This is a genomic window from Methylobacterium aerolatum, from assembly GCF_022179085.1.
GTDB lineage: Bacteria > Pseudomonadota > Alphaproteobacteria > Rhizobiales > Beijerinckiaceae > Methylobacterium > Methylobacterium aerolatum.
This window is the reverse complement of sequence record NZ_BPQE01000021.1, coordinates 103,185-128,789: the sequence shown is the minus strand read 5'-3', so window position 1 is coordinate 128,789 and position 25,605 is coordinate 103,185. Positions and strand designations below refer to the sequence as shown.

Below are 25,605 nucleotides of genomic sequence, written 5' to 3'. Positions count from 1 at the left end.
AGCGCGCTGATCTCGATCACGGTCGTTCGGCGCGCGGCGCGCGGGCCCGGGGGCCGACTGTGCCCATTTGCCTCAATCCCTCCAACGCGCGCGACGGCGCTCCGGGACCTAGTTCAGGATCAGTCGACTTCCGCGCGCCGCCCCGGGCTGTCGTTCCAGTCCCGGCCCCGTCGTCCCGGGCCGCCCGCGCCGGTCTCTGGTTCTTTTCGGATTGAGGGTTCGGCCATGCGCTTCCTTCTCGCTTCCGCGGTTCCCCTCCTGATGGCGGCCACGCCCGTGCTGGCGCTGGAGGCCGGGGACAGCATGCAGGACTGGGCGGCGGCCCCACGCGCCGACAAGGAGACGGTGCTGCGCAAGATGGATTCCCTGGCCGGCGGGTCCGCCGCCCGGGACAAGGTGCTGTCCTGCCTCGACGACACGGCGAAGACCGCCGGCCACGGAAGCCTGCCGATCTCGGAGGTCGCGAAGGCGTGCTCCGACCAGTCGGCGAAGCAGAACATCTAGGGCATCGATCCGGACGGAGGCGTCGGCCCTGTCTGGATCGATGCACACACGAGACGCTGGAGCGATTTCGGTTCTCCCCGTGTCGAACCGGCATCGAGGTCGGCCGTGACCGTTACCGTGTCAGGTTGACCGTGATGTTCTTGGTTTGCGTGAAGCTGTCCAGCATCGCCGAGAGCGAGAACTCACGGCCGAGGCCGCTCTGCTTGTAGCCGCCGTAGGAATGGCCGGGGAGCTGGCCGCCACCCTGGTTGATCTGCACCCATCCAGCCTCCACGTCGCGGGCGGCCCGGAGGGCGCGTCCGATGTCGTGCGTCCAGATGTAGGCGGCGAGCCCGTAATGGCTGTCGTTGGCCATACGGATGACCTCGTCCTCGTCCTCCCACGGAATCGCCACGAGGACGGGGCCGAAGATCTCCTCGCGCGCGAGGCGCCAGTCGTTGTCGGCCTGGGCGAAGGCCGTCGGCCGCATGAAGTAGCCCTGGGCCAGGGGGCCGTCCGTGTCGGGCAGGCCGCCCATGACGAGCCGCGAGCCGGCTTGGCGCTGGCCGTCCTCGACGTAGCCGCAGACCTTCTTGAACTGGCGCTCGTTGATGATGGCGCCGACGTCGCTCGCCTCGTCCAGGGCGTCGCCGATCTTGAGCTGGGACGCCTTCGCGACGAGCTTCTCCAGGAAGCCGTCGTAGATGGAGCGGTGGAGGAACAGGCGCGACCCGGCGGTGCAGGACTGGCTCTGGCGGGTGAAGCGCATCGCGGCGACGATGCCGTCCACCACCCACTCCTCGTCGGCGTCCGGGAAGACGATGGACGGGCTCTTGCCGCCGAGTTCCAGCGAGACAGGCAGGATGCGCTTGGCGGCGGCCTCCATCACCAGCTTGCCCACCCCGGTCGAGCCCGTGAAGGACAGCTTGGCCACGTGGGGATGGTGGAGCAGCGGGCTCCCGCATTCCGGCCCCGTGCCGGCGAGCATGTTCAGCACGCCGGGCGGCAGATGTGCCTCACAGATCTCCGCGAGCTTCAGGACCGCCAGCGGCGCGTCCTCGGCGGTCTTCATCACCATGGTGTTGCCGGCGCACAGGCCCGGCGCGATCTTCACGGTCGCCAGCATGAAGGGCGCGTTCCAGGGGATCACCGCCGCCACGACGCCCAGCGGCTCGCGCTGGGTGTAGCTCAGCATGTCGTGCGACAGGGGCAGGGTCTCGCCCTTGGTTTCGCTGGCGAGGCCGCCGAAGTAGCGGAACATCTCGATGGCGGTGCGGACCTCCGGCCGGGCCTGGGTGCGCAGGGCGTTGCCGGTCTCCTCGGCGATGGTGCGGGCCAGCTCCTCGTGCCGGGACTCCATGTCGTCGGCGATCCGCATCATCAGGCGGCCCCGCTCTCGGGCCGGGAGCTTGCGCCAGGTGGCGAAGGCGGACAGCGCCGCCGCGACGGCCCGGTCGACGTCGGCGGCCCCGCCCCGGGGCACCTCGGCGATGGGCACCCGGCGCGAGGGATTCTCGACGGTGATGGTCTCGCCCGAGGCGGCCCAGACCCATTCGCCGCCGATCAGCATCGGCTGGCGGCGCAGGCCCTGCTGGCCCGCGGTGTCGGCGCTGTCTCGCATCGTCAGTCTCCCGTGATGGTCTCGGCGAGCTCGTGACTGTCTCGCCCGAAGGTGGAGGGTCGAAGGCGGATCCGTGCGTCAGGGCGCGTCGTTCGCGCTGCGCATCTGCGCCACCAAGTCCGCGAAGATGCGGCCTCCGGTGGTGAGGTGGTCGTGCATCGCGAGGCTCGCCCCCTCGGGGTCTCCGTTCACGATGGCGGCCACGATGGCGGCGTGGTCGCGGAAGGATTGCTGGATCCGCCCCGGCTTCTGGAACGGGTAGCGGCGGTAGACCCGCAGCCGCGCCCGGGCGTCCCGGATGCTGGCTTCGAGGTAGGGGTTGCAGGCCCCGCGATAGATTACCTCGTGCAGTTCGGTGTTGACGGCATCGTAGCCCTGCTGGTCGTCGAGCAGGGCCTCGCTGCGCCCGTGGACGGCCACGAGCTGCTGCCGCTGCTCCGGCGGCATCCGGGTGGCCGCGAGCCGGGCGGCCATGCATTCGAGTTCGGTCATGACCTCGAACATGGCGACGAACTGCTCGGCGCTCATGATCGCCACGGTGGCGCCGCGCCGCTGCCGGAGGTCCACGAGCCCGCGCGAGGCGAGCTGGATCAGCGCCTCGCGCACGGGCGTCTTGGAGACCTGGAACATTTCGGAGAGCTGGCGCTCCTCCAGCCTCGTTCCGGGCGCCAGCGCCCCGGAATCGATCCCGGACCGAATCCAGTTCGCGATCTCGCCCGTCCGGTTGAGCTTCTGCACCGCCACCGCCGTCCCCAAGCCATCGGCCGACGGACCCCGGTTTAGGGGGCCGAGCCCCTTCCGGTAAGGGGGGCGATCGCTGGAAAAGGACGCTGACATATTTTTTTTGGATTGACGAATATATTTTTCGGTTTGAAAAAGATGCGGCTTGCGGTCGTGGTGGGTGCCCCGTGATGTCAATCGAAGCGTCGGACGGGTTGCCGACCCTCACGGCCGAGAACGCCGTCGCACGTATCCACCTCAACCGGCCGCGGCAGCACAACCGTTTCGAGCCGGCCGACGTCGAGGCCATCGCGGCGATGCTCGACGAGATCGAGCGTGACCGGAGCGTCCGCGTGCTCGTGGTGACGGCGAGCGGGCCGAGCTTCAGCGCGGGCTTCAACATCGGCTCCATCGGCAGCGCCGGCTCCTACGAGCAGGCCTTCGCCTTCAACCGGCTCTGCGACCGCCTCGAAGACCTGCGGATGCCGACGATCTGCGCCCTCAACGGCAGCGTGTATGGCGGCGCGACGGATTTCGCCCTGGCCTGCGACCTGCGGATCGGCGTGAGGGGATCGCAGATGATGATGCCCCCCGGCCGGCTCGGCATCCAGTACGGCTACGGCGGCCTGCGGCGCTACGTGGAGCGCCTCGGCCTTCCGGCGGCCCAGCGCCTCTTCCTCACGGCCGAAACGATCGACGCGGAGACGATGCTCGCCCTCGGCTTCCTCGGCGAACTCGTTCCCCCCGACGCGCTGGCCGGGCGCGTCGATGCGCTGGCGGCCGCCGTCGCCGCGCGGGCACCGGATGCCGTGCGCGGCCTGAAGGCGTCCCTCAACGCCATCGCCCGCGGCCGCGCCGACCCGGACGAGATCCACGACCGCTTCGTCACGGCCTTCACCACGCCCAACGCGCAGGAGGGGCTGCGGGCGTGGAAGGAGAAGCGCCTGCCGCGCTTCACGGACGACGAGTGCGTCAATCCAGTCGGAGGCGTCAGCCGAGACTGGAAAAATTGATGCAACAACAATGAGCTGGTGCACGCACGCATGAACGAAGTGAGGGCGTCACTGCACTAGTCCCGCTGCCGCCGCGCCGGCAAAGGGCGACACGCCAGCGCCCCGGACCGGCCGATCCGATCCCAACCGATGCCAGAGCGGGCGCAAAGCCCGCCGCCAGGGAGGTCACCATGCCGAGAACGATCCGCGCCGCGCTCACGCTTCTGGCCGTGGCGACCCTCGCGAGCCCGCCGGGCCGTGCGGCGGAGGGTCCCGTTCGCATCGGGGTGCTCAACGATCAATCCGGGCTCTACAGCGAGTTCGGCGGGGCCGGGTCGGTGGAGGCGGCGAAGATGGCGGTCGCCGACTTCGGCGGGACCGTGCTCGGACGCCCGATCGAGGTGCTGTCGGCCGACCACCAGAACAAGACCGACGTCGGCGCCGGCATTGCCCGCAAGTGGTTCGATCAGGATAACGTCCTGGCGATCGCGGACCTGACGAACTCGGCGGTCGCCATCGCCGTCCAGAACATGGCCAGGGAGCGCGGGCGCATCACCCTCGCCTCGGGCCCCGGCACGAACCGGCTGACCAACGAGGATTGCTCGCCCACCGGCTTCCACTGGCCCTGGGACACCTATTCGCAGGCGGTGGGCACCTCGCGGGCGGTGATCCAGGACGGCGGGAAGACGTGGTTCCTGATCGCCGCCGACTACGCCTTCGGGCACCAGATGGCGGCCGACCTGACGAAGACCATCACCGAGAACCACGCGACCGTGGTCGGCCAGACGCGCCACCCGACCGGCACGCAGGACTTCTCCTCCTACCTGCTGCAGGCCCAGGCCTCCAAGGCGCAGATCATCGGGCTCGCCAACGGCGGCGTCGACACGACGAACGCCGTGAAGCAGGCCGGCGAGTTCGGCATCACCCAGGGCGGGCAGCGGATCCTCGGCCTCATCACCGTGATCAGCGACGTGCACGCGCTGGGCCTGAAGGTCGCCCAGGGCCTGATCGCGACGACCGCCTTCTACTGGGACCGCAACGAGGACAGCCGTACCTTCGGCAAGCGCTACATGGCGCTGACGGGCCGGATGCCCGACATGATCCAGGCCGGCGTGTATTCGTCGGTCCTGCATTACCTCAAGGCGATGAAGGCCGCCGGCACCGACGACGGGAAGGCCGTGGCCGAGGCCATGCGGGCGATGCCGGTCGACGACCTCTTCGTGAAGAATGGGAAGGTGCGCGTCGATGGCCGCATGGAACACGACATGTACCTGATCCAGGTGAAGAGCCCCGCCGAATCGAAGGGGCCGTGGGATTACTACCGCGTGCTCCGGACGATTCCCGCCGCCGAGGCCACCCTGCCCCTGGCGGAGAGCAAGTGCCCGCTCGTGAAGAAGTGAGACCTCGGAAGCCGGGAGCATCGCCATGACGACCATCGCCTTCATCGGCCTGGGGAACATGGGCTTGCCCATGAGCCGCCGCCTCATCGGGGCCGGCCACCGGATCGTCGGCTACGACGTGTCGGAGGCCGCCCGCACGGGCCTCGCCCGCCAGGGCGGGCACGCCGCCGCCACGCTCGGCGAGGCGGTGGCCGAGGCCGAATGCGTCATCACGATGCTGCCGACGGGCCGGCACGTGCGCGCCGTCTACGAGGACGAGGGCGGCATCCTCGCCGCTGCGCCCCGCGACGCCCTGCTGATCGACAGTTCGACCATCGACATCGAGAGCGCCCGGGCGGTGAGCGCCGCCGCCGCCGCCGCCGGCTTCGCCATGGTGGACGCCCCCGTCTCCGGGGCGGTGCCCGCCGCCGAGGGCGGGCGGCTGACCTTCATGGTCGGCGGCGGCGCGCAAGCCTATGCCCGCGCCCGACCCCTCCTTGAGCCGATGGGGGCGAACTTCTTCCATGTGGGCCCGGCGGGTTCCGGCCAAGCGCTCAAGATCTGCAACAACATGCTCGCCGGGATGACCATGGTCGCCCTGTCCGAGGCGATTGCGCTGGGCGAGAAGCTCGGCCTCGACCACCAGATCCTCTACGACGTGATCGTCAAGTCGTCCGGGAATTGCTGGGCCCTGGAGAAATACTGCCCCGTGCCGGGGCCGGTCCCGGCCTCGCCCGCCAACCACGGCTACGCGCCGGGCTTCGCCCTGCCGATGATGCTGAAGGACATGCGGCTGGCGCAACAGGCGGCGGGCAGTGTCCAGGCCGCGACGCCCCTCGCCGGCGCGGCGGTGGCGCTCTACCAGATGGCCGCCGCGGGCGGCTATGCCGACCGCGACTTCAGCGCCATCTTCCAGCTCATCGCGGGCGGGGGCGACCGGACGCACGCGGGCACGACGCCCGCCTCGGGTTGAGCGATCGATGTCAGACAACCTCTACGATCGGCTGTGTCCCGGCTCGACGCCGGAGGCTCCGGTGTTCCGGGCCGAGGACGGGACGCGCTGGACGCGGGCCGACGTCGCGGATCTCGCCGGCCGGTTCGCGGCCTTCCTCGGGCAGGCGGGCGCCGGGGCGGGGGACCGGGTGGCCGTGCAGGTCGAGAAGTCGCCCGAGGCGGTCTGCCTCTATCTCGCCTGCCTCAAGGCCGGGGCGGTCTACGTGCCGCTCAACACCGCGTATACCGGGGCGGAGGTGCGCCGGATCCTCGACGACGCGCGGCCGCGCCTGTTCGTGGGCGGGGCGGCGATGATCGCGGCGCTCGGCGCGGAGGGCCTGCCGCCGGATTGCGCGGCGCTCCCCCTCGATGCGCGGGCGGAAGGCAGCGTGCTCGCCGCCGCGCGGGCGATGCCGCCCCTGGCGGAGACCGTGCCCCTCGGGGGCGATGATCCTGCGGCCATCCTCTACACCTCCGGGACCACGGGGCGGCCCAAGGGCGCCGTGCTCAGCCACGCCAACCTGCTCTTCTCCGCCGACTCCCTCGTGCCCCTGTGGGGGATGCGGGCCGACGACGTCCTGCTCCATGCCCTTCCGGTCTTCCATGCCCACGGGCTGTTCATCGCCATCAACACCGCCCTGCGGGTCGGGGCGAGCACCCTGTTCCTGGAGCGGTTCACGCCGGACGCCGTGATCCGGACCCTGCCGGACGCCACGGTGTTCATGGGCGTGCCGACCTTCTACGGCCGCCTTCTCGCGGACCCCCGCCTCGATGCCGGGCTCTGCGCCGGGATGCGCCTGTTCACCTGCGGCTCGGCGCCCCTGTCGGCCGCGGTCCACGAGGCCTTCCGGGCGCGCACGGGTCACACGATCCTCGAACGCTACGGCCTGACGGAGACCACGATCGTCGCCTCGAACCCCCTCGACGGGCTGCGCGCCCCGGGGACGGTCGGCTACGCGCTGCCCGGCGTGGATGTCGCCGTGCGCGACCGGGACGGCCGCCCGCTGCCGGCCGGGACGGTGGGCGAGCTCGTCCTGCGGGGCCCGAACGTCTTCCAGCGCTACTGGAACCTGCCGGAGGCCACCGCCGCCGCCACGACCGGGGACGGGTTCTTCCGGACGGGCGACCTTGCCACCATCGCCCCCGACGGCCGCATCGCCATCGTCGGGCGGGCCAAGGACATGATCATCTCGGGCGGCTACAACGTGTACCCGCAGGAGGTCGAGACCGCCCTGAGCCGGATCGAGGGGATCCGGGACAGCGCGGTGATCGGGGTGCCGCACCCGGATTTCGGCGAGGGCGTCGTGGCGGTGATCGAGCCGGAGGAGGGCCGCGCCCCGCCCGCGGCGGACGTCATCGTGGCGCGGCTGGCCGGGGAACTCGCCCGCTACAAGCTGCCCAAGGTCGTCGTCTCGATGCCGAGCTTGCCGCGCAACGCCCTCGGCAAGGTCCAGAAGAACGATCTCCGCGAGATCCACCGGGCCGCTTTCGGGGGCGAGGCGGGCTGAGCCGCCTTCCTCTTCGCGACGGCGTCTTGCCGCGGGGGGAACCGGGGGCCGCCCCGCGCCGGTTCCCTGCCATGCTGCGCCCCGCCCTCGACTGGTTCTTCCGTGACCGCACGAGCGGGCGCATCGTCCTCGCCCAATGGCCGAACGCGCCGCTCTGGCTCTTCGGCCTCTTGCAGGCCGTCGCTTGGATCGCGGGCCTGGAGGGGGGCGCCGGGCGCTGGGCCGCTCTCGCGTCCCGGGTCGCCCTGGCGGTCTGGGCGGGCGACGAGGTCCTGCGCGGCGTCAATCCGTGGCGGCGCTGCCTGGGCGCGGCGGTCCTGCTCTGGCTGGCGGTCGGTCTGGCCGAGTGACCGCCCGCGCCGCTCAGACCTGCAACACCCTGATGTTGTTCGTGTTGCCGGTGGTGTGGAACGGGATGCCCGCCGCCACGACGATGAGGTCGTGGGGTTTGGCGAACCCCTCCGCCTGGACGTAGTCCGCCGCCTTGGCGGTCATCTCCTCGTAGCTGTTCACGTCCTCCGTTTGGAGCGGGTGCGCGCCCCAGAGCAGGCAGAGCCGCCGGGCGGTGTCGATGTTGGGCGTCAGCGCCAGGATCGGCGGCTCGGGCCGCTTGCGGGCCACCCGCGCGGCGGTGGTGCCGCTCGCCGTGTAGGCCACGATCGCCTTGGCGTGGAGCGCCTCGGCCAGCACGGCGGTGGCGGTGGCCACCGCGTGGGGCGGGGTCTCCTCCTCGCCGGGGTCGGAGGCGGCCACGATGGAGTGGTAGAGCTTGTGGCCTTCCACGCTGCGGATGATGCGGTCCATCATCGAGACCGCCTCCACCGGGTACTGGCCGGTGGCCGATTCGGCCGAGAGCATCACCGCGTCCGCGCCGTCGTAGATCGCGGTCGCGACGTCCGAGGCCTCGGCCCGGGTGGGGGCGGGGGCGCCCACCATCGAATCGAGCATTTGGGTCGCGACGATCACCGGCTTCACCGCGAGACGGCAGGCGCGGATCAGCTCCTTCTGGCGGCCGGGCACGTCCTCGTGCGGAATCTCCACGCCGAGGTCGCCGCGGGCGACCATCACCGCGTCGGAGAGGCGGATGATGTCCTCGATCCGCTCCAGCGCCTGCGGCTTCTCGATCTTGGCGAGCAGCCCGGCCCGGTCGCCGATCAGGCCACGCGCCTCGATCATGTCCGAGGGCTTCTGCACGAAGGACAGGGCGACCCAATCGACGCCGAGGTCGAGCCCGAAGGCGAGGTCGGCCCGGTCCTTCGCCGTCAGCGGCGACAGGTCGAGGAGCGTGCCGGGCAGGTTGACGCCCTTGCGGTTGGAGACGGCCCCGCCGGTGATCACCTCGGCGGTGAGGGATTCGGACTCCAGGCCGGTGACGCGCACCCGCACCCGGCCGTCGTCGATCAGCAGGTCCTGGCCGGGCACCACCGCCGCGAAGATTTCGGGGTGACGCAGCGGGATCGCCTGCTCGTCGCCCTCCGCGCCGTCGAGCACGAAGCGCACGCTCTCGCCCGCCACGAGGTCGAGGCGCCCGTCGCGGACGGTGCCGACGCGGATCTTCGGCCCCTGGAGGTCCTGCAGGATGCCGATGGGGCGCCCGACCTCCGCCTCCAGCGCCCGGATGGCGGCGTGGACCCTGGCGTGGTCGTCGTGGGTGCCGTGGCTGAAGTTGAGGCGGAAGGTATCGACGCCCGCCAGGAACAGGGCCTTCAGCCGGTCGGGCGCGGAACTCGCCGGGCCCACGGTCGCGACGATCTTGGCGTGGCGGTGTCGGCGCATGGGCATCCGGCCGGACGGAGCGGCCGCCTCTGGTGGCGTGGGCGGATCGGGCGATGCGGGATCGCGCGGGACGGACCGGCCCCGGTGGGGGCCGGCGGCCCGAGACTACCGCCACCGGGCGGCCCCTTGGAAGCCGCGATCCGCCCGGTGGTGTCGGGGCGCGTCGCGGGGATCCGCCGGGCTCAGGGGCGGGCCATCCCCGTCACGCGTTGTCGCCCCGGATCGCGGCGATCACCGCATCGGTGACTTGGCGCGTCGTGGCCTCTCCGCCGAGGTCGGGGGTGTGCAGGCTCGGGTCGGCGGTGACCCGCTCCACCGCCCGCATCAGCCGGTCTGCGGCGGGCTTCTCACCGAGGTGCTCCAGCATCTGGCAAGCGGTCCAGAAGGTGGCGATGGGGTTGGCGATGCCCTTGCCGGTGATGTCGAAGGCCGATCCGTGGATCGGCTCGAACATCGAGGGGAATTTGCGCTCCGGGTTGATGTTCGCGGTCGGCGCGATGCCGAGCGAGCCGGCGAGCGCGGCGGCCAGATCCGACAGGATATCGGCGTGCAGGTTCGTCGCCACGATGGTGTCGAGGGATTCGGGCTTGCCCACCATCCGCATGGTCATGGCATCGACCAGCATCTTGTCCCAGGTCACGTCCGGGAATTCCCGCGCGACCTCGGCGGCGATCTCGTCCCACATCACCATGGCGTGGCGCTGGGCGTTCGACTTGGTGACGACGGTGAGCAGCTTGCGCGGGCGGCTCCGTGCCAGCGTGAAGGCGTAGCGCATGATGCGGCTGACGCCCGTGCGGGTCATCATCGAGACGTCGGTGGCGACCTCCTCCGGGTGGCCCTGGTGGACGCGCCCGCCGACCCCCGCATACTCGCCCTCCGAGTTCTCGCGCACGATCACCCAGTCGAGTTCCGGCCCCGAGACGTGGCGCAGGGGGCTGGTGATGCCGGGCAGGATCCGCGTCGGGCGGACGTTGGCGTACTGGTCGAAGGGCTGGCAGATGGCGAGGCGCAGGCCCCATAGGGTGATGTGGTCGGGCACGTCGGGGGCGCCCACCGCGCCGAAGTAGATCGCATCGTGGTTGCGGATCTGCTCGCGGCCGTCGGCGGGCATCATCACGCCGTGCTTCTTGTAGTAGTCCGAGCCCCAGTCGAAATGGTCGAACCGGAACGCGAAGGTGCCGGTCTTCGCCGCCAGGGCGTCGAGGACCTCGATGCCGGCGGCGATCACCTCGATGCCGATGCCGTCGGCGGGAATGGCGGCGATCCTGTAGGTCTTCGTCATGGCGGGTCTCCGTGTCGGGGATGCGGGAAGCGAAACTCAGTGCGCGACGGCGTTCGCGGCCCCGCGCCGCCGCCCCGCGCGGGCGACGGCGAGGGTGAGGACGGCGGAGAGGACGAGGAAGCCCGCCACCACCATCAGCCCGCCGGTGAAGCTGCCGGTACGGTCCTTGATCCACCCGATCGCCCAGGGGCCGACGAAGCCGCCGAGGTTGCCGATGGAGTTGATGGTGGCGATGCCCACCGCCGCCGCCTGCCCGGAGAGGAAGAGCGTCGGCATCGCCCAGAGGGGCGGCTTGGCGGCGCTGATGCCGCAATTGACGAGGGTGAGCGCGGCGACGACGGCCATGGTCGAGCCCGCGCCTCCGGCCAGCATCAGGCCCAGCGCCGCGACGAGGCAGGCGATGACGACGTGCCACGTCCGCTCGCCGGTCCTGTCCGAGTGCCGCGCCCACAGGACCATGGCGATGATCGCCAGGGTCGGCGGCACGGCGTTGAGGAAGCCGACCTCCAGGGTGGACAGGCCGAAGCCCTTGATGATCTGCGGCGCCCAGATCCCCAGCGTGTAGAGGCCCGCCGAGGTGCCGAAATAGATCAGCGCCAGCGCCAGGACCCGGATGTCGGCCATCCCGGCAAGGATGCCGTGCCCGGCACCGTCCTTGGCCGCGACCGCCTTCTGCGCGTGCTCCCGGTTCATCTCGGCCACGAGCCAGGCGCGCTGGTTGTCGGCCAGCCACGCCGCCTTCTCGGGCCGGTCGGTCATGTAGACGAGGACCACGACGCCGAGCAGCACGGCGGGAACCGCCTCGATCAGGAACATCCACTGCCAGCCGTGCAGCCCGAGGACGCCCTCCATCCCGAGGAGCGCGCTGGAGAGCGGCGAGCCGATCACCACGGAGATCGGCGCGGCGGCCATGAACAGCGAGACGACGCCGGCCCGGTAGCGGGCGGGGAACCAGTACGTCAGGTAGAGGATGATGCCGGGAAAGAAGCCCGCCTCCGCGGCGCCGAGCAGGAAGCGCAGGCCGTAGAAGGTGTACTCGCCCCGCACGAAGGCGAAGGCGCCGGAGATCAGGCCCCAGGTGATCATCACCCGGGCGATCCAGATCCGCGCGCCGACCCTGTGCAGCACGATGTTCGAGGGCACCTCGAACAGGAAGTATCCGAAGAAGAAGATGCCGGCGCCGAAGCCGAAGACGGCCGAGCTGAAGCCGAGATCCTTGTTCATCGTCAGCGCGGCGAAGCCGATGTTCACCCGGTCGATGAAGGCGATGAAGTAGAGCAGGCAGATGAAGGGCACCAACCGCCACGCCACGCGGCGCATGGTCTCCTTCTCCAGGGACGTGTCCATCGTTTCCTCCGGCGGACGATCATGCGCCGATTTTGTATGTCAGCTTGCATGCAAGATGGCATCAAATGCTGCCGATCCGGCGGTGTTGTCAATCCCGCATTGCAGCTTGCATGGAAGTTGGTAGGACGACACGGGATGGGGAGGGTGCGATGGCTCGGGATCCGGCGGCGGCGAAACCTCCACGGGCCGAGGAGCCCGGAAGGCCGCCCTCGATGGTCGATGAGGCCTATGCCGCCCTGAAGCAGGGGATCCTCGATTCGCGCTTCCCGCCGGGCTTCCACGCCTCGGAGCAGGAGATCGCCCTGCGGCTCGGCATGAGCCGGACGCCGGTCCACGAAGCGGTGATCCGCCTTCAGGAGGATGGGCTGGTGCGGGTCCTGTCCCGGCGCGGCGTGCTGATCTGCGCCCTCGCGCCCGAGGACATGCGCGAGATCTACGACGTGATCGTCGCCGTCGAGGGACGCGCGGCGGAATTGCTGGCCGCGCTGCCGGATGCCGCCCGCGCGGAGGTCACGGCCGAGCTCGCCCGCGAGACGGAGGCCATGGCGCAAGCAGGGCAGGGGGGCGACCTGCCCGCCTGGGGCCAGGCGGACGCGCGCTTCCACAGGACCCTCGTGGAGCGCGCCGGCAACGGCCGGATGACCCGGATCATCCAGACCATCAACGATCAGTCGCATCGCGCGCGGATGATCACGCTCAAGCTGCGCCGGGAACTCGGTTCCTCGGTGGCCGAGCACCGCGCCATCATCGAGGCCATCCGCAGCGGCGATGCCAAGGCCGCCCAGGCCCATGTCCACGACCACCGCCTGCGCGCCCGGGACGAACTGCTGCCCATCTTGGAAAGCTTCGGGCTGAGGCACCTGTAGGCCCGGCGGGCGGAAACCGCCGCCGGACCGAGTGCAGGGACGCACCCACTCGGGTCATGCGTCCCTGCCGTCGCACTGTGTGGTTGCAGCGATTTTTCCCAGACGCGCCTAGTGCCTCCGTCTGGATCGACGCATCAGGACTGCGACTTGAGATAGGCGATCAGGTCGGTGAGCTTCTTGTCGTCCGAGATGCCCTGGAAGACCATCTTGTTGCCGGGCACCTTGGCCTTCGGGTTCTTCAGCCATTCCTTGAGGTTGGCCTCGTCCCAGGTCAGGCCCGAGTTCTTGAGGGCGGCCGAGTAGCTGTAGCCCTCGTAGGTCCCCGCCTTGCGGCCGACGACGCCCTTGAGGTCCGGCCCGACGCCGTTCTTCTGGAAGTTGTGGCACGCCTTGCAGGGCGCGAACGCCTTCTCCCCGGCCGCCACGTCGCCCGCGTCCTGCGCGCCGGCCGGCGTGCAGAGCAGCGCCACGAGGATGGCGCCGAATACTGATGACCGCATCGTTTCCCCTTGTGTTGTCGGTGGGCGACGCCGACCCCCGCCCCGTCGCCCGCCCCGAGCCGGCTCCCTTGCGGGGAGCGGCCGGCGGCGGATGACAAAGTCGGGGCGTTGTTGAGTGCGCCGGAGAGTAGACGGTTGCCCGATCGACTTAATCCGGATCCGCGCCGCACCGGGGTGAGGGGAACACCCCGGCGGGCCCGGCGGGTCAGCCCTTGCCGAGGCGACGGTGGTTCGCCCGCACCTTGCGCCGGTAGTCGCGCACGACCTTCTCGGGCGTGCCGCCCGTGGCGAGGGTCGCGGCGGCCTCGCCGGCCGCCTTGACCTTCTCGGTCACCATCAGCCGCGCCTCCCGCCGCGCCTTCGGGCCGCCGAGCATGAACATCGCCATCCTCTGGCCGATGACCATCTGCGCCTCGACGCCGAGCAGGGCGAGTTCGGTGCCCATCGTCATCCAGGCATTCGCCGACGACGCCGCCGAAGACGCCGACTTCTTCGCCGATTTCCGACGTGACCTCACGGGGACAGCCTCCTTGTGGGCGGCGCGGCGCCTCAGGCGGCGCTCTCGCGCCGCGTCACGATCAGAGCCCAGATCGTCGCCGGAATCCAGCCGATGATGGTCAAGTGCAGGACGATGCAGAGGATCCCCTGGAGCACCTTGCCGCGCAGGAACATCGCGAGCCACGGCGCCAGGAAGCAGATGAGGATCATGATCATGGGTCGAACGCCTTTCGAATTTCGACCCTGAACCTCACTGCGGGCGGATGGTTCCGTCTCAATGCCCCCCCCGCCGGTGCGACGCCCCGGCGACGGGAGGCGGCGCCTGCGCGGACGCGGTCACTGGCCAGCGGGGGAGCTTCCTGGCACAAGGCCGCAGGGGCGCGGTGGAGCCCTGACGGCCCACGAATGAATTCCCTGCTCACGGATCGCACCGTCGGTGATCCCGATCGCCTCGCGGCGCTCGACGCCCTCGGCGTGCTCGACACGCCGGCCGAGACGGATTTCGACGACGTGGTGCGCCTCGCGACCCGGCTGTGCGCCGTCCCGGTGGGCCTCGTCAGCTTGGTCAGCGCGGACCGGCAATGGTTCAAGGCCCGCGTCGGCTTCCCCGCGAGCGAGACGGACCTCGACCGCTCGGTCTGCCGGATCGCCCTGTCCGCCGACGACCTCCTCGTCATCCCCGATCTCGCGGCGGACCCGCGCACCGCCGCCAACCCCCTGGTGACCGGCGAACCCCGCATCCGCTTCTATGCCGGCGCGCCGCTGCGGCTCGGCAACGGCCTCGTGGTCGGCTCGCTCTGCGTCATCGACACCGCGCCCCGGCCCGGCGGGCTGACGCCGGAGCAGGCCGAGGATCTGCGCGTGCTGGCCCGGCAGGTGGTGGCCCAGCTCGAACTGCGCGGCGCCCTGCGCGGCCGGGCGGAGGCGGCCGAGGCTTCGCGCCGCTGCGCCGACGACGCACGCCGGAGCGAGGCCCGCTACCGCGCGCTGTTTGAGGCCATCGACACCGGCTTCTGCACCGTCGAGCTGCGCTTCGAGGATACCCCCGGCGGCCAGCGGGTGGCCGATTACCGCTTCCTCGAAGTCAACCCGGCCTTCGTGGCCCAGACCGGCTTCGTCGGCGCGGTCGGCCGGTGGATGCGGGACCTCGTGCCGGACCACGATCAGCACTGGTTCGATCTCTACGGCCACGTCGCCCTCACCGGGCAGTCGGTCCGCTTCGAGAGCGGGGCCGTCGCCCCCAACCGCTGGTTCGACGTCCAGGCCTTCCGCGTCGGCACGCCGGAGGACCGCCGGGTCGCGATCCTGTTCAACGACATCTCGGCCCGGCGCGCCTCGGAGATCGCCCTGCGGGCGAGCGACACCCGCTCGCGGCTCGCCCAGGAGGCCGGCCAGGTCGGCACCTTCGAACTTGACGTGGCCAGCGGCGCCATCACGGTGTCGGCGGAGTATTGCCGCCTGCACGGCCTGCCGGTCGCGCCGGTCTACACCCTCGCCGACGTCACCGCCCCGATCCTCCTGGCGGACCGGGCCAAGCTGTCGACCGAGGCCTCCCGGGCCGACGGCAGCGCCGCCGAACCCATCGAGTACCGCATCCGGCGCGCCGACGACGGAGCCCTGCGTTGGATCACCCGGCAATGGCAGCCGGCGCGCGACGGGGCGGGCGTCATCGTCCGCTGGTTCGGCACGGTCCGCGACGTCACCGAACGGCACATCGCCCAGGAGATCCTCCGCGTCAGCGAGGAACGGCTGAGCCTCGCCTTCGAGGCGTCGGGCTCCCTCGGCTGGTGGGATTGGGACATCCCGAACGACCGGCTCTACGCGGGCGAGTACTTCGCCCGGATGTACGGGGTCGACCCCGCCCTGGCCGCCGCCGGCGCCCCCCTCGCCGCCTTCATCGCGGGCATCCACCCCGAGGATCGGACCTGGGTGGGCGAGCGCATCGCCCACGCCATCGAGACCGCCGGGGACTTCGCGGAGGAATACCGCCTGCTGGCCGCGGACGGGACGGTGACCTGGGTCCACGCGCGCGGGCGCTGCTACCACGATGCCGAGGGGCGGCCCCTGCGCTATCCGGGAGTCGCCACGGACATCACCGCCGTCAAGAAGGCCGGGCTCCGCCAGGACGCGCTGCTCCGGCTCGGCGACCGCCTGCGCGACCTCGACACCGTGCCCGGCCTCGTCCAGGCCGCGGCCGAGATCGTGGCGGACGTCCTCGGCGCCTCGCGGGCCGGCTACGGGCTGGTGGAGCCCGTGGACGAGACCCTCGACATCCCGACGGATTGGTGCGCGCCGGCGATCGACTCCATCGCCGGATCGTACAAATTTCGCGAGTACGGCAGCCATATCGAGGATCTCAAGCGCGGCGAGATCGTCCTCATCGAGGATGTGGAGCGGGACCCGCGCAGCCGCGCGACGGCCGAGCGCTTCCTCGCCCTCGGCATCCGCACGATGATCAACGTGCCCGTGATGGAGCGGGGCCGCCTCGTGGGGATCGGCTTCGTCCACTACGCCACGTCCCGCAGCTTCCGGCCGGAGGAACTCGCCTTCGTCCAGACGGTCACCGACCGGGTGCAGGTCGCGGTCGGCCGCGTCCAGGCGGAGCAGCAGCAGGGTCTCCTCAATGGCGAGCTGTCCCACCGGCTGAAGAACACCCTGGCCATGGTCCAGGGCATCGCGGGCCAGACCCTGCGGTCGGTTTCGGACCAAGCCCCGGTCCGGGCCTTCACCGAGCGCCTGATCGCCCTCTCGCGGGCGCACGACGTCCTGATGCAGGACAGCTGGGCCGCGGCGCCGATCCGGTCCGTGGTCGAGAAGGTCCTGGCCCTGCAGACCTCCCTCGACCGTTTCCGGATCGAGGGGCCGGGCCTCGCCCTGGCGCCGCAGGCGACGCTCTCCCTGTCCCTGCTCCTGCACGAACTGACCACCAACGCCATCAAGTACGGAGCCCTGTCCCGGGAGGCGGGCTTCGTCCGGGTGGCGTGGTGGGTCGAGGAGGGGCCCGAGCGCTCGATCGTCCTGGCATGGGAGGAGCGCGGCGGCCCGGCGGCCGTTGCGCCGACCCGGCGCGGCTTCGGGGCGCGGCTGATCGAGACCGGCCTCATCGGAACGCGGGACACGCGCCTCGATTATTCGGAGCGGGGCCTGGACGCGGAGTTCCGCGCGCCCATCTCTCAGGTGGTGGCATCGTGATCGGGGCAGACGCGGGTCCTCGAAGGGGGATTCTGTGACGTCAGCGACCGAGCGCCGACCGGTCGTTCTCCTCATCGAGAACGAGCCGATCCAGATGATGGTCCTGTCCGACCTCATCGAGGAGGCGGGCTGCGACGTTGTCGAGGCCAACACCCCCGTCAAGGCCATCCAGATCCTCGAACGGCGCGCCGACATCCGGGTCGTGGTCGCCGACCTCGACGTGCGCGGCGCGCCGATGGGGCTCGAACTGGCGACGATGATCCGCCGCCGCTGGCCGCCGATCGCGCTGATCCTGACCGGCGCGGTGAGGCCGGACCTGGCGCTCATCCCGGAACGGGGCGTGTTCCACGACAAGCCGTTCGATCAAGGACAGCTCGTCCAGAGCATCCGCTCCTTCGCGGCGCAAGCCTGACAGGTCGCCGTCAGATTCCCTTCGCCGCTCCGCTCGCAAAGACGGTGAGCGGGGCCGCCGCCTGCCGGAACCGCGTGGTGAGCGCCGCCCCGAGGCCGAACTGGGTCAGCGGGGCGGGCTCGCCGGAGCCTTCGGATCGGCGAGGGGCGTTTCGGCCGCCGCGTTGACGATCACGGCCACGTCCTCCGGCAGCAGGAAGCCCTCCGCCTCCGCCGCGCGGGCCGCGACGCGGACCTTGTTCACGTAGTCCTGCCGGTCCGGGTAGCGCTCGGCGAGCGAGGCGGGCCCGCCGCCCGTCGCATCCGGGGACCGTGGGAAGGGCCGGAAGGTCCCCACCAGCGAGCAGGTGAAGGTCGTGAGCGGCGCGTTCTGGCCGCCATGGACGCCGAGGGGCACCGCGAGGTCGGGCAGGCGCACGCCGCCCAGCGGATTGCCGTCCGCATCGCGCTGGGGCACCTGCACGACGGCCCCGGGGAAGGATTTCGGCGCCTGGAGCACGGTCGGGTCGTCCGTGGCGGGCTGGAGCGGCATCAGGCGCGTGGCGGGCGGCGCCTCGTTGCGCGCCACCCAGCCGTCGAGCCGCTGCAGCGTGGCGCGGGCGACGGGCGCCCAGTCGAGCCGACCCGGCGGTCGCTCGCAGGCGGGCGCGGCGACGACGGTGACGTGCGAGGAGCCGGCGACGTCGTACATCCGCACGTTCCCCGGCAGGGGCAGGTCGGCGGTCCCCTGCGCGCCGGTCCGTCCGAGGGAGGCGCGCAGGGAGGCGTAGTCCACCGTCGAGTTGAGGAGCATCATCTTCGGCGGAACCTCGCCCCGGGCCTCCACCTTGGCGACGACCTCGCCGATGGTGAGCGGCCCGTCGTTGACGCCGGGATAGTCCGGGTCCGAGAAGTTCGGCGTCCTGTCCGCACTGGAGACCGGCCCCGTGCCCGATTGCAGGATCGGCAGCAGCCCGGCGCCGGAGACGAAGACGTGCATCCCGTCGAAGACGCGCCGTCCCTCCGCCCGGTTGAAGCCGTGCAGCAGGAACGTCTTCAGGAATCGCCCGTCCTGTGACTTGCCCGTGCCGAGGGTCCGGTTGACGACGCCCGCCAGGGGGTTCGCCGTGCCCGCCGCATCCGCCGGGGCATGGGCCAGGAAGTCGGCGGCATCGCGCACGATGGCGAAGCCGACACCCTCCACGAAGCGCCGCCGCCCCTCCGCATCGGTGAAGCTCGGCAACTCCGCGCCCCGGCCGAGTTCCCAGTAGACCTCGGCGACGGCATAGCCGCGATCCTCCAGGAAGCCCGTGCCGGCGCTGAGGTCGCCGGCGGCCATCGGGACGGTGCGCGGCGCGTTGTAGAGCGCGTTCGCGTAGGCGTTGCCGCGATTCGGAACGTCGACCAGCAGGGCGCCGTTGCCGGCGGCGGGATCGCGGGGGAGGAACAGGACGATCCGCGCGCCGTAGCTCACCCGGCCCGCGGCGTCGCGGGGCGCCTTGTCGAGATCGGGGACGGATTCCGCCTCGGGCGAGAGGTCTCCGGCGATGCGCCCGTCGAGCCTCCGGTACTCCCCGGCCGCGAACGACCCGTACGCCTGCTCGGATGCGATTTCGAGGCGCGTGACCCTTGCGTGCGCGGCGCTCCCGCCCGCGAGGACGGCGAGACACGCCGCGGCCCACAGCAGATGTTTCATGGCCCTGGACGCTTCATGGCTCTGGACGGTTTCCGGCTCCGGCCGTTCTCCAGCTCTTTCGCCCGTTGGCGGCAGCTTGGCGCGCCGCTCCGCCGCTGGCAAGGGGACGGACCGGCCCGCGATTCCCCGGTCCGGCAAGTCACCTTCTCGCTCCCGTCACGTTTTCGGCGGCGTCGGGATGCCCGAGCGGCGGGACTGGATCACGCCCTTGCGTCGGAGCTTACTTGACCGAATTCGATCTGTTTCGAGGTTGTCGTTTGCCGCGTAAGATCGACTTGCGTGGCGATTTCAGCCTGATCGTATTTTCGCGATACTGAAAATATCTCGGATTTCTTGCACGACAGCATGAGCGATGGGCGTGAGGACCGTTCCGTTCGAACGAGCGCGCGGGCGACGGCACCGCCGACGCGGCCGTGACCCGGCAACCCTGCACGGGGGCGGAACAGGCTTGGCGGTTGAGGCTGGGCAAACGGCGGCCATACCTGCACCGCCGTTTCGGGGCGCTCCGCGGCACAGTAGGACCCTCTCCCTCCGGCGGATGGCGGGAACCCCCGGCGCCGCCGGGGCCTTGGCGTCACGGACTGGCCGGCGCCGCACCCGATGGAATCGACCCCGCATGGACGCCATGCGGGGGCTTCTGCGTCGCGTGGCGACGAAGTCTTGACGATCATCAATTGAGTTGTCGTCGTAGCCTGAGTCGGTAGTTGCGATGCAACATTGGATTTGTCTTGAACGAATGGTTGGCCGCCGAAGTTGACGTTATGGATGACACAACGATCGTCCCGGAGAATGACGCCATGTCTTTCAAAACACTTGCAGTCGCGACCACGGTCGCCATCCTCGTCTCGGGCGGCGCCATCGCTCAGACCCGGCCGGGCGCCGGCAGTGCCGAGGGCAACATGAACAGCCCCGGCAGCGTGAAGAGCCAGGAGCAGAAGATGAACGCGGGGACCGGCGGCGCGATGCCCCAGGGAGCCCCAGGCACGAGCGGCGGCGCTCCGGTGAGCACGCCCGGCGCGGCGGCGGGCAGCGGCAGCGGCAACGGCACCACCGGCAGCGGCGCGGCCCCGAGCGGCCGCTAGGCCAACGATCCAGCCGGGTCTGCAAAGAACCGCTGCAGGATCAGAGGTCCAGGCGAGGGGCGCGGGGACGGTGTGGGTGCGTCACCGCACGAGGCCGCCTCCTCCCCGACGCACAGGCCCGCACACGCAAAGGCCCGCTCCTGGAAGAATCCGGGGGCGGGCCCGGTCGGGCTCCTATTCGGCGGCGTCCGCCGCGGCGTCGTCCCCGTCGAGGATCAGTTCCAGGTCTCCGACCAGGGCATCGAGCTGGTCGGGGGTCCCCTTCAGCTTCAGCTTGGTCCCGTCCTCGGCTTCCACCGCGATCTCGATGTGGTCATCGATCCGCGCGGCCATCGCCTGCTTCACGGTGTAGGTCGTCACGTCCGCCTTGTCGGCCATGCCTGTCTCCTTGATGGGCTTCAGGCAACCGCGCGGAGGCGCCGACGTCCCCGCGGCAGAATCCCGCGTGGGACGCCTCATTCCCTCGCCGCGCTTACAGGGCGAGGAGCAGGTTCGCCGAGCCGGCGACGGTCATGGCGAGGCCGCCGACAAAGGCGCCGATCATCGCGTAGGAGAAGCCTTTGAGGATCATGGGAATCATCCTTGTGTGCCGGGGGGCGGGGCCCGCCTTGGGACCCCTCGTGTTCGTCTAATGGGAATATGGGCCGGCGCCCTTCCGCGTGCGGTGCGGCGCAGCACGCTGCACTGCGCGGTGCGCCCCCGGTCGGCGGGAGACCCGCAGCGGTGGACGTCCGTGCGGGACGGTTGCCGCCGGCCTTTGCCCCCGCTATCGACGCCCACGACGAGGAGACGATGGACGCCGAGATCGAACGGCTGAGGCGGCGCGAGCGCGAGCTCGAGGACCGCGTGGCGATGCTGGAAGCGGACCGGCGCCAGGGCGTCAGACGCCCGGATCACGGCCAGCGCACCTCCGCCGCGTCGGCCGACCTCCTGTTCACGGCTGCGGAGAAGACCCGCATGCCGCAGATCATCACCGACCCCAACCAGCCCGACAACCCGATCGTCTTCGCCAACCGGGCGTTTCAGAGCCTGTGCGGCTACGACGCCAGCGAACTGATCGGCCGCAACTGCCGCTTCCTCCAGGGGCCCGACACGGACCCGGCGGATGTCGCCAAGGTCCGCGACGCCATCGCCGGCCGCCGGGACGTCGTGGTCGAACTCACGAACTATCACCGGGACGGCACGCCCTTCCGCAACGAACTCTACATCAGCCCGGTCTTCGGCCCGGACGGGAGCCTGCGCTACTTCTTCGCGAGCCAGCTCGACGTCACCCGCTTCCGCACGGCGGAGGGGATCCTGGCCGAGAGCGAATCGCGCTACCGGGCACTGTTCGATGCCGTCGACAGCGGATTCTGCATCGTGGAGATGCGCTTCGACGCCGAGTCGCGGCCGGTCGATTACCGCTTCGTCGAGGTGAATCCCGCCTTCGCCGCGCAGACGGGCCTGCACGGCGTCGCCGGGCGGTGGGTGAGCGAGGTCGTGCCCGGCCTGGAGCGGTTCTGGTTCGACACCTACGGCGAGGTCGCGCGCACCGGGCGGCCGGTGCGGTTCGAGAGCGGCGCCGTCTCGATGGGGCGCTGGTTCGACGTGCACGCCCTGCGGGTGGGCGAGCCGGAGTTGCACCGGGTCGCCATCCTGTTCAACGACATCACCGACCGCCGCCGCCTGGAGAGCCACCTGGAGACCGCCGCGCGGGAGCGCACCGACGAGCGCGACATGGTCTGGCGCGCGAGCCGGGACCTGTTCGTGGTCTGCGGCTTCGACGGGCATTTCCGCAAGGCCAACGCCGCCTGGACGCAGACGCTGGGCTGGGAGATCGACGAGGTGGTGGGCGCCCGCTTCGACCACTACGTCAACCTCGAGGACCGCGCCGCCGCCGCCGCGGCCTTCGAGCGCGTGATCGCGGGCCTGCCGATCGACGACCTCGATGTCCGGATGCGCGCCAAGGACGGCAGCGTCCGCTGGATCTCCTGGAACGCCATCCCGACGGGCGACCATTTCTACGCCGCCGGCCGCGACATCACCGAGCGCCGGGCCCTCGAAGAGCAGCTGCGGCAATCGCAGAAGCTCGAGGCGGTCGGCCAGCTCACCGGCGGCGTGGCGCACGACTTCAACAACCTGCTGACCGTCATCAAGTCCTCGACGGACCTGCTGAAGCGGGCCGACCTCGCCGAGGAAAGGCGCCAGCGCTACGTGGGTGCCATCTCCGACACGGTGGACCGCGCGGCCAAGCTCACCGGCCAGCTCCTCGCCTTCGCCCGGCGGCAGGCCCTCCGGCCCGAGACCTTCGCGGTCGACCGCGCCGTGACGGCGGTGGCCGACATGGTGCGCACCCTCACGGGCGCCAGGGTCCACATCACCCTCGATCTCCCCACCGGGGAGGAGCAGGGCCTGCACGTGAACGCCGACCCGAGCCAGTTCGACACCGCCCTCGTGAACCTCGTGGTCAACGCCCGCGATGCCATGGCGGGGGAGGGGAACCTGCGCATCCGGCTTCGCCGGGCCACGACCATTCCCGCCATCCGGGCGCATCCCCTGCAACGGGGCGACTTCGTGGCCGTCGCGATCACCGATTCCGGGTCCGGCATCGCCCCGGAGAACATGGAGCGCATCTTCGAGCCGTTCTTCACGACGAAGGGGGTTGGCCAGGGCACGGGGCTCGGCCTCAGCCAGGTCTTCGGCTTCGCCAAGCAGTCCGGCGGCGAGATCACGGTGGAGAGCGAGGTCGGCACCGGCACGACCTTCACCCTCTTCCTGCCCCGCGTCGCCGTCGCGCAGAGCAGCGGCCCGGCGGCGGAGCCCGAACCCCTGGCCGAGGGCCATGGCACCCGCGTCCTCGTGGTGGAGGACAACCTCGCGGTCGGCGCCTTCGCCGAGCAGGCGCTGCGCGAACTCGGCTATACCACCGTGTGGGTGACGGACGCCGCCACGGCTCTGGCCGAGATCGAGCGCGTGCCCTTCCGGTTCGAGGTCGTGTTCTCGGACGTGGTGATGCCGGGCATGAACGGCGTGGAGCTCGCCGACGAGATCCGGCGGCGGCGGCCGGACATTCCCGTCGTGCTGACCTCCGGCTACAGCGACGTGCTCGCGGTCAAGGGCACTCACGGGTTCGACCTGCTGCGCAAGCCGTATTCCGTGGCCGACCTGTCCCGCATCCTCCGCCGCGCCGTCCAGGAGGCGCGGGGGCGGAGAGGGGCGGCGCCTCCGCTCCGGTAGGACGACGGCCGGCCGCCCCTTCGCCCGCGGAAGGCCCGGCCCTCTCCGGGAGCCTCGCCGCTACCGGGCGGCCGGCTGGGGCATCGAGACGACCTTGCCGTCCGGCATGATGATGTCGCCGGGCTTCTGGCCCGCCTCGCAGGGACCGAGATAGGTCGCGTCGATCGTCATCTGGCGGCGGACCGGATCCTTCGATCCGGGCAGGCCGGTCAGCGTCGTGTCCACCTCCATGTGGATCTTGCTGCCGAAGTCGCCCGAGATCAGGGTGCGGGCCTTCGACGAGATGGTGCCGATCTGACACTCGGTCTCGCCGGTATAGCCGGTGCCCGTCTTGTCGAAGGTGCGCTTCGCGCAGTTCTTCCCCGCGAAGGCGCCCTGGCTCAACTGATCCGTCTTGTCGTCGATGCACTGGCGCGCCGTGGTCTGGCCCTCGGCCGAGACGGTCTTGCTCTCCCACAGGCCCGCCTTGCGTGTCGGCAGGGTCTCCGCCGCCGCCAGGGTGCAAGGGGCGGAGAGTGTGGCGGTGAGCGTGGCGGCGAGGGCAAGGCCGATGGGGCGGACGGGCATGGGGTCTCCCTGGGGTTGGCGCGGCGCGGCCGCGGCAGGGCGCAGGGCTAGCCCGAGGTGCCCGGCCGGGGCAAGGTCGGCGCCCGCGTCAGACCAAGCCGGTCAGGTAGTAGACCGCGATCACCACGAACACGGCCGCCGTCTTCACGAGGGTGATGGCGAAGATATCGCCGTAGCTCTGGCGGTGCGAGAGGCCGGTGACGGCGAGCAGGGTGATGACGGCGCCGTTATGGGGCAGCGTGTCCATGCCGCCGCTCGCCATGGAGGCGACGCGATGGAGCACCTCCATCGGGATGCCCGCCGCCTGCGCGCCCTGGATGAAGCGCTCGGACAGGGCGGCGAGGGCGATCGACAGGCCCCCCGAGGCCGAGCCCGTGACGCCGGCCAGCACGTTCACCGTGATCGCCTCGTTGACGAGGGGGTTCGGGATGACGGCGAGGCCGTCCGAGATCACCTTGAAGCCCGGCAGCGCCGCGATCACCGCGCCGAAGCCGTACTCCGTCGCCGTGTTCATGCCCGCGAGGAGGGAGCCCGCCACCGCCGCCTTCGAGCCCTCCGCGAACCGGCCCCGGATGTTGCGCTGGCCGAGGATCAGCGTCGCCAGGATCCCGAGGATCAGCGCGCCCTCCACGGCCCAGATCGCCGTGACCGCCTTCACGTCCACCGTGACGGGGTGGCTCGCCATCTCGGGGCTCAGGGCGACGCTCGCCTGCGCGCCGTAGGCCGAGGCGATGACTCCGAGGAGCACCTTGTTGCCGATGCCGACGATCAGCAGCGGCAGCAGGGCGACGAGGGGATGGATCGGCCGCGCGGTCTCCACCGCCTCCGGCTCGTTGGTGTGCCCGGTGCCGTAGCCCTCGCCATTGCGCGCCGCCGTCCGCCGCCGCCATTCCAGGTAGGCGATGCCCACGGTGAAGATGAACAGCGAGCCGACGATGCCCAGCACCGGCGCGGCGTAGGCGTTGGTCTTGAAGAAGGTCGAGGGGATGATGTTCTGGATCTGCGGCGTGCCGGGCAGCGTGTCCATGGTGAAGGTGAAGGCGCCGAGCGCGATCGTTCCCGGAATCAGGCGCTTGGGGATGTCGCTCTGGCGGAACAGCTCCGCCGCGAAGGGATAGACCGCGAACACCGCCACGAAGAGCGAGACGCCGCCATAGGTGAGGATCGCCCCCACCAGCACGATGGCGATCATCGACCGGCTGGTGCCGAGCACGCCGGTCACGGCGCTGACGATGGCGCGGGCGAAGCCGGAGATCTCGATGAGCTTGCCGAACACCGCGCCGAGCAGGAAGACCGGGAAGTAGAGCTTCAGGAAGCCGACCAGCTTCTCCATGAACAGGCCGCTGAAGATCGGCGGGACGGCGGAGGGATCGGTGAGGAGCACCGCGCCGAGCGCCGCCAGCGGCGCGAACAGGATCACGCTGTAGCCGCGATAGGCGACAGTCATCAAAAAGAAGAGTGCGGCTAAACAGATCACAAAATTCATTGACGGACTCG

23 protein-coding genes are annotated in these 25,605 nt (G+C 70.8%); 11 read left to right on the top strand and 12 right to left on the bottom strand.

Annotated elements, in window-relative coordinates; all coding sequences use genetic code 11:
• The first annotated feature begins 261 nt into the window (after window positions 1-261).
• A complete protein-coding gene (locus MFF06_RS15195; RefSeq protein WP_238205366.1) occupies window positions 262-504 on the top strand; it encodes a hypothetical protein in 243 nt (80 codons plus the stop codon).
• Between the two features lie 112 nt (window positions 505-616).
• On the opposite strand, the gene MFF06_RS15190 is transcribed toward MFF06_RS15195, so the two are convergent.
• The gene (locus MFF06_RS15190; protein WP_238205364.1) at window positions 617-2,104 is read right to left on the bottom strand and encodes an aldehyde dehydrogenase family protein; all 1,488 of its coding nucleotides are present in this window, start codon (window positions 2,102-2,104) and stop codon (window positions 617-619) included.
• A gap of 78 nt (window positions 2,105-2,182) precedes the next feature.
• Window positions 2,183-2,842: a GntR family transcriptional regulator gene (locus MFF06_RS15185; protein WP_238205362.1), complete on the bottom strand. Its 660-nt coding sequence runs from the start codon at window positions 2,840-2,842 to the stop codon at window positions 2,183-2,185.
• Window positions 2,843-3,015: 173 nt separating this feature from the next.
• Here MFF06_RS15185 and MFF06_RS15180 point away from each other — a divergent pair, with 173 nt between their 5' ends.
• From MFF06_RS15180 to MFF06_RS15160, 5 genes are all read left to right on the top strand, one after another.
• The gene (locus MFF06_RS15180) at window positions 3,016-3,837 is read left to right on the top strand and encodes an enoyl-CoA hydratase/isomerase family protein (RefSeq protein ID WP_238205359.1); all 822 of its coding nucleotides are present in this window, start codon (window positions 3,016-3,018) and stop codon (window positions 3,835-3,837) included.
• A gap of 170 nt (window positions 3,838-4,007) precedes the next feature.
• The gene (locus MFF06_RS15175; RefSeq protein ID WP_238205357.1) at window positions 4,008-5,216 is read left to right on the top strand and encodes an ABC transporter substrate-binding protein; all 1,209 of its coding nucleotides are present in this window, start codon (window positions 4,008-4,010) and stop codon (window positions 5,214-5,216) included.
• A gap of 25 nt (window positions 5,217-5,241) precedes the next feature.
• A complete protein-coding gene (gene mmsB / locus MFF06_RS15170; protein WP_238205355.1) occupies window positions 5,242-6,168 on the top strand; it encodes a 3-hydroxyisobutyrate dehydrogenase in 927 nt (308 codons plus the stop codon).
• Between the two features lie 7 nt (window positions 6,169-6,175).
• Window positions 6,176-7,696, top strand: a complete 1,521-nt coding sequence (locus tag MFF06_RS15165) for an AMP-binding protein (protein WP_238205352.1) — start codon at window positions 6,176-6,178, stop codon at window positions 7,694-7,696.
• A gap of 71 nt (window positions 7,697-7,767) precedes the next feature.
• Entirely contained in the window at window positions 7,768-8,046 is a 279-nt protein-coding gene (locus MFF06_RS15160; protein ID WP_306421665.1) for a hypothetical protein, read from the top strand.
• Between the two features lie 13 nt (window positions 8,047-8,059).
• On the opposite strand, the gene pyk is transcribed toward MFF06_RS15160, so the two are convergent.
• The 3 genes from pyk to MFF06_RS15145 all read right to left on the bottom strand — a co-directional run bounded on the left by pyk (window position 8,060) and on the right by MFF06_RS15145 (window position 12,101).
• Window positions 8,060-9,472, bottom strand: a complete 1,413-nt coding sequence (gene pyk / locus MFF06_RS15155) for a pyruvate kinase (RefSeq protein WP_238205350.1) — start codon at window positions 9,470-9,472, stop codon at window positions 8,060-8,062.
• 202 nt (window positions 9,473-9,674) lie between these two features.
• Complete coding sequence (locus tag MFF06_RS15150) at window positions 9,675-10,754, bottom strand: tartrate dehydrogenase (RefSeq protein WP_238205348.1); 1,080 nt, start codon at window positions 10,752-10,754, stop codon at window positions 9,675-9,677.
• A 36-nt stretch (window positions 10,755-10,790) separates the two neighbouring features.
• Window positions 10,791-12,101: an MFS transporter gene (locus MFF06_RS15145; protein WP_238205346.1), complete on the bottom strand. Its 1,311-nt coding sequence runs from the start codon at window positions 12,099-12,101 to the stop codon at window positions 10,791-10,793.
• A gap of 212 nt (window positions 12,102-12,313) precedes the next feature.
• Between MFF06_RS15145 and MFF06_RS15140 the strand changes: the two genes are divergently transcribed.
• Window positions 12,314-12,967, top strand: a complete 654-nt coding sequence (locus MFF06_RS15140) for a GntR family transcriptional regulator (RefSeq protein WP_370876762.1) — start codon at window positions 12,314-12,316, stop codon at window positions 12,965-12,967.
• A 134-nt stretch (window positions 12,968-13,101) separates the two neighbouring features.
• On the opposite strand, the gene MFF06_RS15135 is transcribed toward MFF06_RS15140, so the two are convergent.
• From MFF06_RS15135 to MFF06_RS15125, 3 genes are all read right to left on the bottom strand, one after another.
• On the bottom strand, window positions 13,102-13,467 hold the full coding sequence (locus tag MFF06_RS15135) for a c-type cytochrome (RefSeq protein ID WP_238205342.1): 366 nt from the start codon (window positions 13,465-13,467) through the stop codon (window positions 13,102-13,104).
• Window positions 13,468-13,672: 205 nt separating this feature from the next.
• Window positions 13,673-13,918 (bottom strand): hypothetical protein, encoded by a 246-nt coding sequence (locus tag MFF06_RS15130; protein ID WP_238205340.1) that lies wholly within the window; start codon window positions 13,916-13,918, stop codon window positions 13,673-13,675.
• A gap of 98 nt (window positions 13,919-14,016) precedes the next feature.
• Complete coding sequence (locus MFF06_RS15125; protein ID WP_238205338.1) at window positions 14,017-14,181, bottom strand: YqaE/Pmp3 family membrane protein; 165 nt, start codon at window positions 14,179-14,181, stop codon at window positions 14,017-14,019.
• A 189-nt stretch (window positions 14,182-14,370) separates the two neighbouring features.
• Here MFF06_RS15125 and MFF06_RS15120 point away from each other — a divergent pair, with 189 nt between their 5' ends.
• Window positions 14,371-17,157 (top strand): GAF domain-containing protein, encoded by a 2,787-nt coding sequence (locus tag MFF06_RS15120; protein ID WP_238205336.1) that lies wholly within the window; start codon window positions 14,371-14,373, stop codon window positions 17,155-17,157.
• 34 nt (window positions 17,158-17,191) lie between these two features.
• Complete coding sequence (locus MFF06_RS15115) at window positions 17,192-17,569, top strand: response regulator (RefSeq protein ID WP_238205333.1); 378 nt, start codon at window positions 17,192-17,194, stop codon at window positions 17,567-17,569.
• Window positions 17,570-17,674: 105 nt separating this feature from the next.
• Here the strand turns inward: MFF06_RS15115 and MFF06_RS15110 are convergent, their stop codons facing one another.
• Window positions 17,675-19,243: an alpha/beta hydrolase domain-containing protein gene (locus MFF06_RS15110; RefSeq protein ID WP_238205331.1), complete on the bottom strand. Its 1,569-nt coding sequence runs from the start codon at window positions 19,241-19,243 to the stop codon at window positions 17,675-17,677.
• A gap of 797 nt (window positions 19,244-20,040) precedes the next feature.
• Between MFF06_RS15110 and MFF06_RS15105 the strand changes: the two genes are divergently transcribed.
• Entirely contained in the window at window positions 20,041-20,325 is a 285-nt protein-coding gene (locus MFF06_RS15105; protein ID WP_238205329.1) for a hypothetical protein, read from the top strand.
• Window positions 20,326-20,499: 174 nt separating this feature from the next.
• Here MFF06_RS15105 and MFF06_RS15100 read toward each other — a convergent pair whose 3' ends face one another.
• Window positions 20,500-20,703 (bottom strand): hypothetical protein, encoded by a 204-nt coding sequence (locus MFF06_RS15100; RefSeq protein WP_238205328.1) that lies wholly within the window; start codon window positions 20,701-20,703, stop codon window positions 20,500-20,502.
• A gap of 345 nt (window positions 20,704-21,048) precedes the next feature.
• On the opposite strand from MFF06_RS15100, the gene MFF06_RS15095 reads away from it, so the two are divergent.
• Complete coding sequence (locus MFF06_RS15095) at window positions 21,049-23,541, top strand: PAS domain S-box protein (RefSeq protein ID WP_238205327.1); 2,493 nt, start codon at window positions 21,049-21,051, stop codon at window positions 23,539-23,541.
• Between the two features lie 60 nt (window positions 23,542-23,601).
• Here the strand turns inward: MFF06_RS15095 and MFF06_RS15090 are convergent, their stop codons facing one another.
• Together MFF06_RS15090 and MFF06_RS15085 are read right to left on the bottom strand one after the other, a co-directional pair.
• Window positions 23,602-24,108 carry a DUF3617 domain-containing protein gene (locus tag MFF06_RS15090; protein ID WP_238205326.1) on the bottom strand — a complete coding sequence of 169 codons (507 nt, stop codon included), beginning with the start codon at window positions 24,106-24,108 and terminating at the stop codon, window positions 23,602-23,604.
• An 88-nt stretch (window positions 24,109-24,196) separates the two neighbouring features.
• The gene (locus MFF06_RS15085) at window positions 24,197-25,594 is read right to left on the bottom strand and encodes a GntP family permease (protein ID WP_238205325.1); all 1,398 of its coding nucleotides are present in this window, start codon (window positions 25,592-25,594) and stop codon (window positions 24,197-24,199) included.
• Between the last annotated feature and the right edge of the window lie 11 nt (window positions 25,595-25,605).

Excerpts from the sequence above, each read along its gene's own strand:
- MFF06_RS15190 (WP_238205364.1), bottom strand. The coding sequence starts at position 2,104 with ATGCGAGACAGCGCCGACACCGCGGGCCAGCAGGGCCTGCGCCGCCAG.
- MFF06_RS15125 (WP_238205338.1), bottom strand. The coding sequence starts at position 14,181 with ATGATCATGATCCTCATCTGCTTCCTGGCGCCGTGGCTCGCGATGTTC.
- MFF06_RS15105 (WP_238205329.1), top strand. The coding sequence starts at position 20,041 with ATGTCTTTCAAAACACTTGCAGTCGCGACCACGGTCGCCATCCTCGTC.
- MFF06_RS15135 (WP_238205342.1), bottom strand. The coding sequence starts at position 13,467 with ATGCGGTCATCAGTATTCGGCGCCATCCTCGTGGCGCTGCTCTGCACG.
- MFF06_RS15120 (WP_238205336.1), top strand. The coding sequence starts at position 14,371 with ATGAATTCCCTGCTCACGGATCGCACCGTCGGTGATCCCGATCGCCTC.
- MFF06_RS15110 (WP_238205331.1), bottom strand. The coding sequence starts at position 19,243 with ATGAAACATCTGCTGTGGGCCGCGGCGTGTCTCGCCGTCCTCGCGGGC.
- MFF06_RS15145 (WP_238205346.1), bottom strand. The coding sequence starts at position 12,101 with ATGGACACGTCCCTGGAGAAGGAGACCATGCGCCGCGTGGCGTGGCGG.
- mmsB (WP_238205355.1), top strand. The coding sequence starts at position 5,242 with ATGACGACCATCGCCTTCATCGGCCTGGGGAACATGGGCTTGCCCATG.
- MFF06_RS15180 (WP_238205359.1), top strand. The coding sequence starts at position 3,016 with ATGTCAATCGAAGCGTCGGACGGGTTGCCGACCCTCACGGCCGAGAAC.
- MFF06_RS15165 (WP_238205352.1), top strand. The coding sequence starts at position 6,176 with ATGTCAGACAACCTCTACGATCGGCTGTGTCCCGGCTCGACGCCGGAG.
- MFF06_RS15130 (WP_238205340.1), bottom strand. The coding sequence starts at position 13,918 with ATGACGATGGGCACCGAACTCGCCCTGCTCGGCGTCGAGGCGCAGATG.
- MFF06_RS15100 (WP_238205328.1), bottom strand. The coding sequence starts at position 20,703 with ATGGCCGACAAGGCGGACGTGACGACCTACACCGTGAAGCAGGCGATG.
- MFF06_RS15140 (WP_370876762.1), top strand. The coding sequence starts at position 12,314 with ATGGTCGATGAGGCCTATGCCGCCCTGAAGCAGGGGATCCTCGATTCG.
- MFF06_RS15195 (WP_238205366.1), top strand. The coding sequence starts at position 262 with ATGGCGGCCACGCCCGTGCTGGCGCTGGAGGCCGGGGACAGCATGCAG.
- pyk (WP_238205350.1), bottom strand. The coding sequence starts at position 9,472 with ATGCGCCGACACCGCCACGCCAAGATCGTCGCGACCGTGGGCCCGGCG.
- MFF06_RS15150 (WP_238205348.1), bottom strand. The coding sequence starts at position 10,754 with ATGACGAAGACCTACAGGATCGCCGCCATTCCCGCCGACGGCATCGGC.
- MFF06_RS15090 (WP_238205326.1), bottom strand. The coding sequence starts at position 24,108 with ATGCCCGTCCGCCCCATCGGCCTTGCCCTCGCCGCCACGCTCACCGCC.
- MFF06_RS15175 (WP_238205357.1), top strand. The coding sequence starts at position 4,008 with ATGCCGAGAACGATCCGCGCCGCGCTCACGCTTCTGGCCGTGGCGACC.
- MFF06_RS15085 (WP_238205325.1), bottom strand. The coding sequence starts at position 25,594 with ATGAATTTTGTGATCTGTTTAGCCGCACTCTTCTTTTTGATGACTGTC.
- MFF06_RS15160 (WP_306421665.1), top strand. The coding sequence starts at position 7,768 with ATGCTGCGCCCCGCCCTCGACTGGTTCTTCCGTGACCGCACGAGCGGG.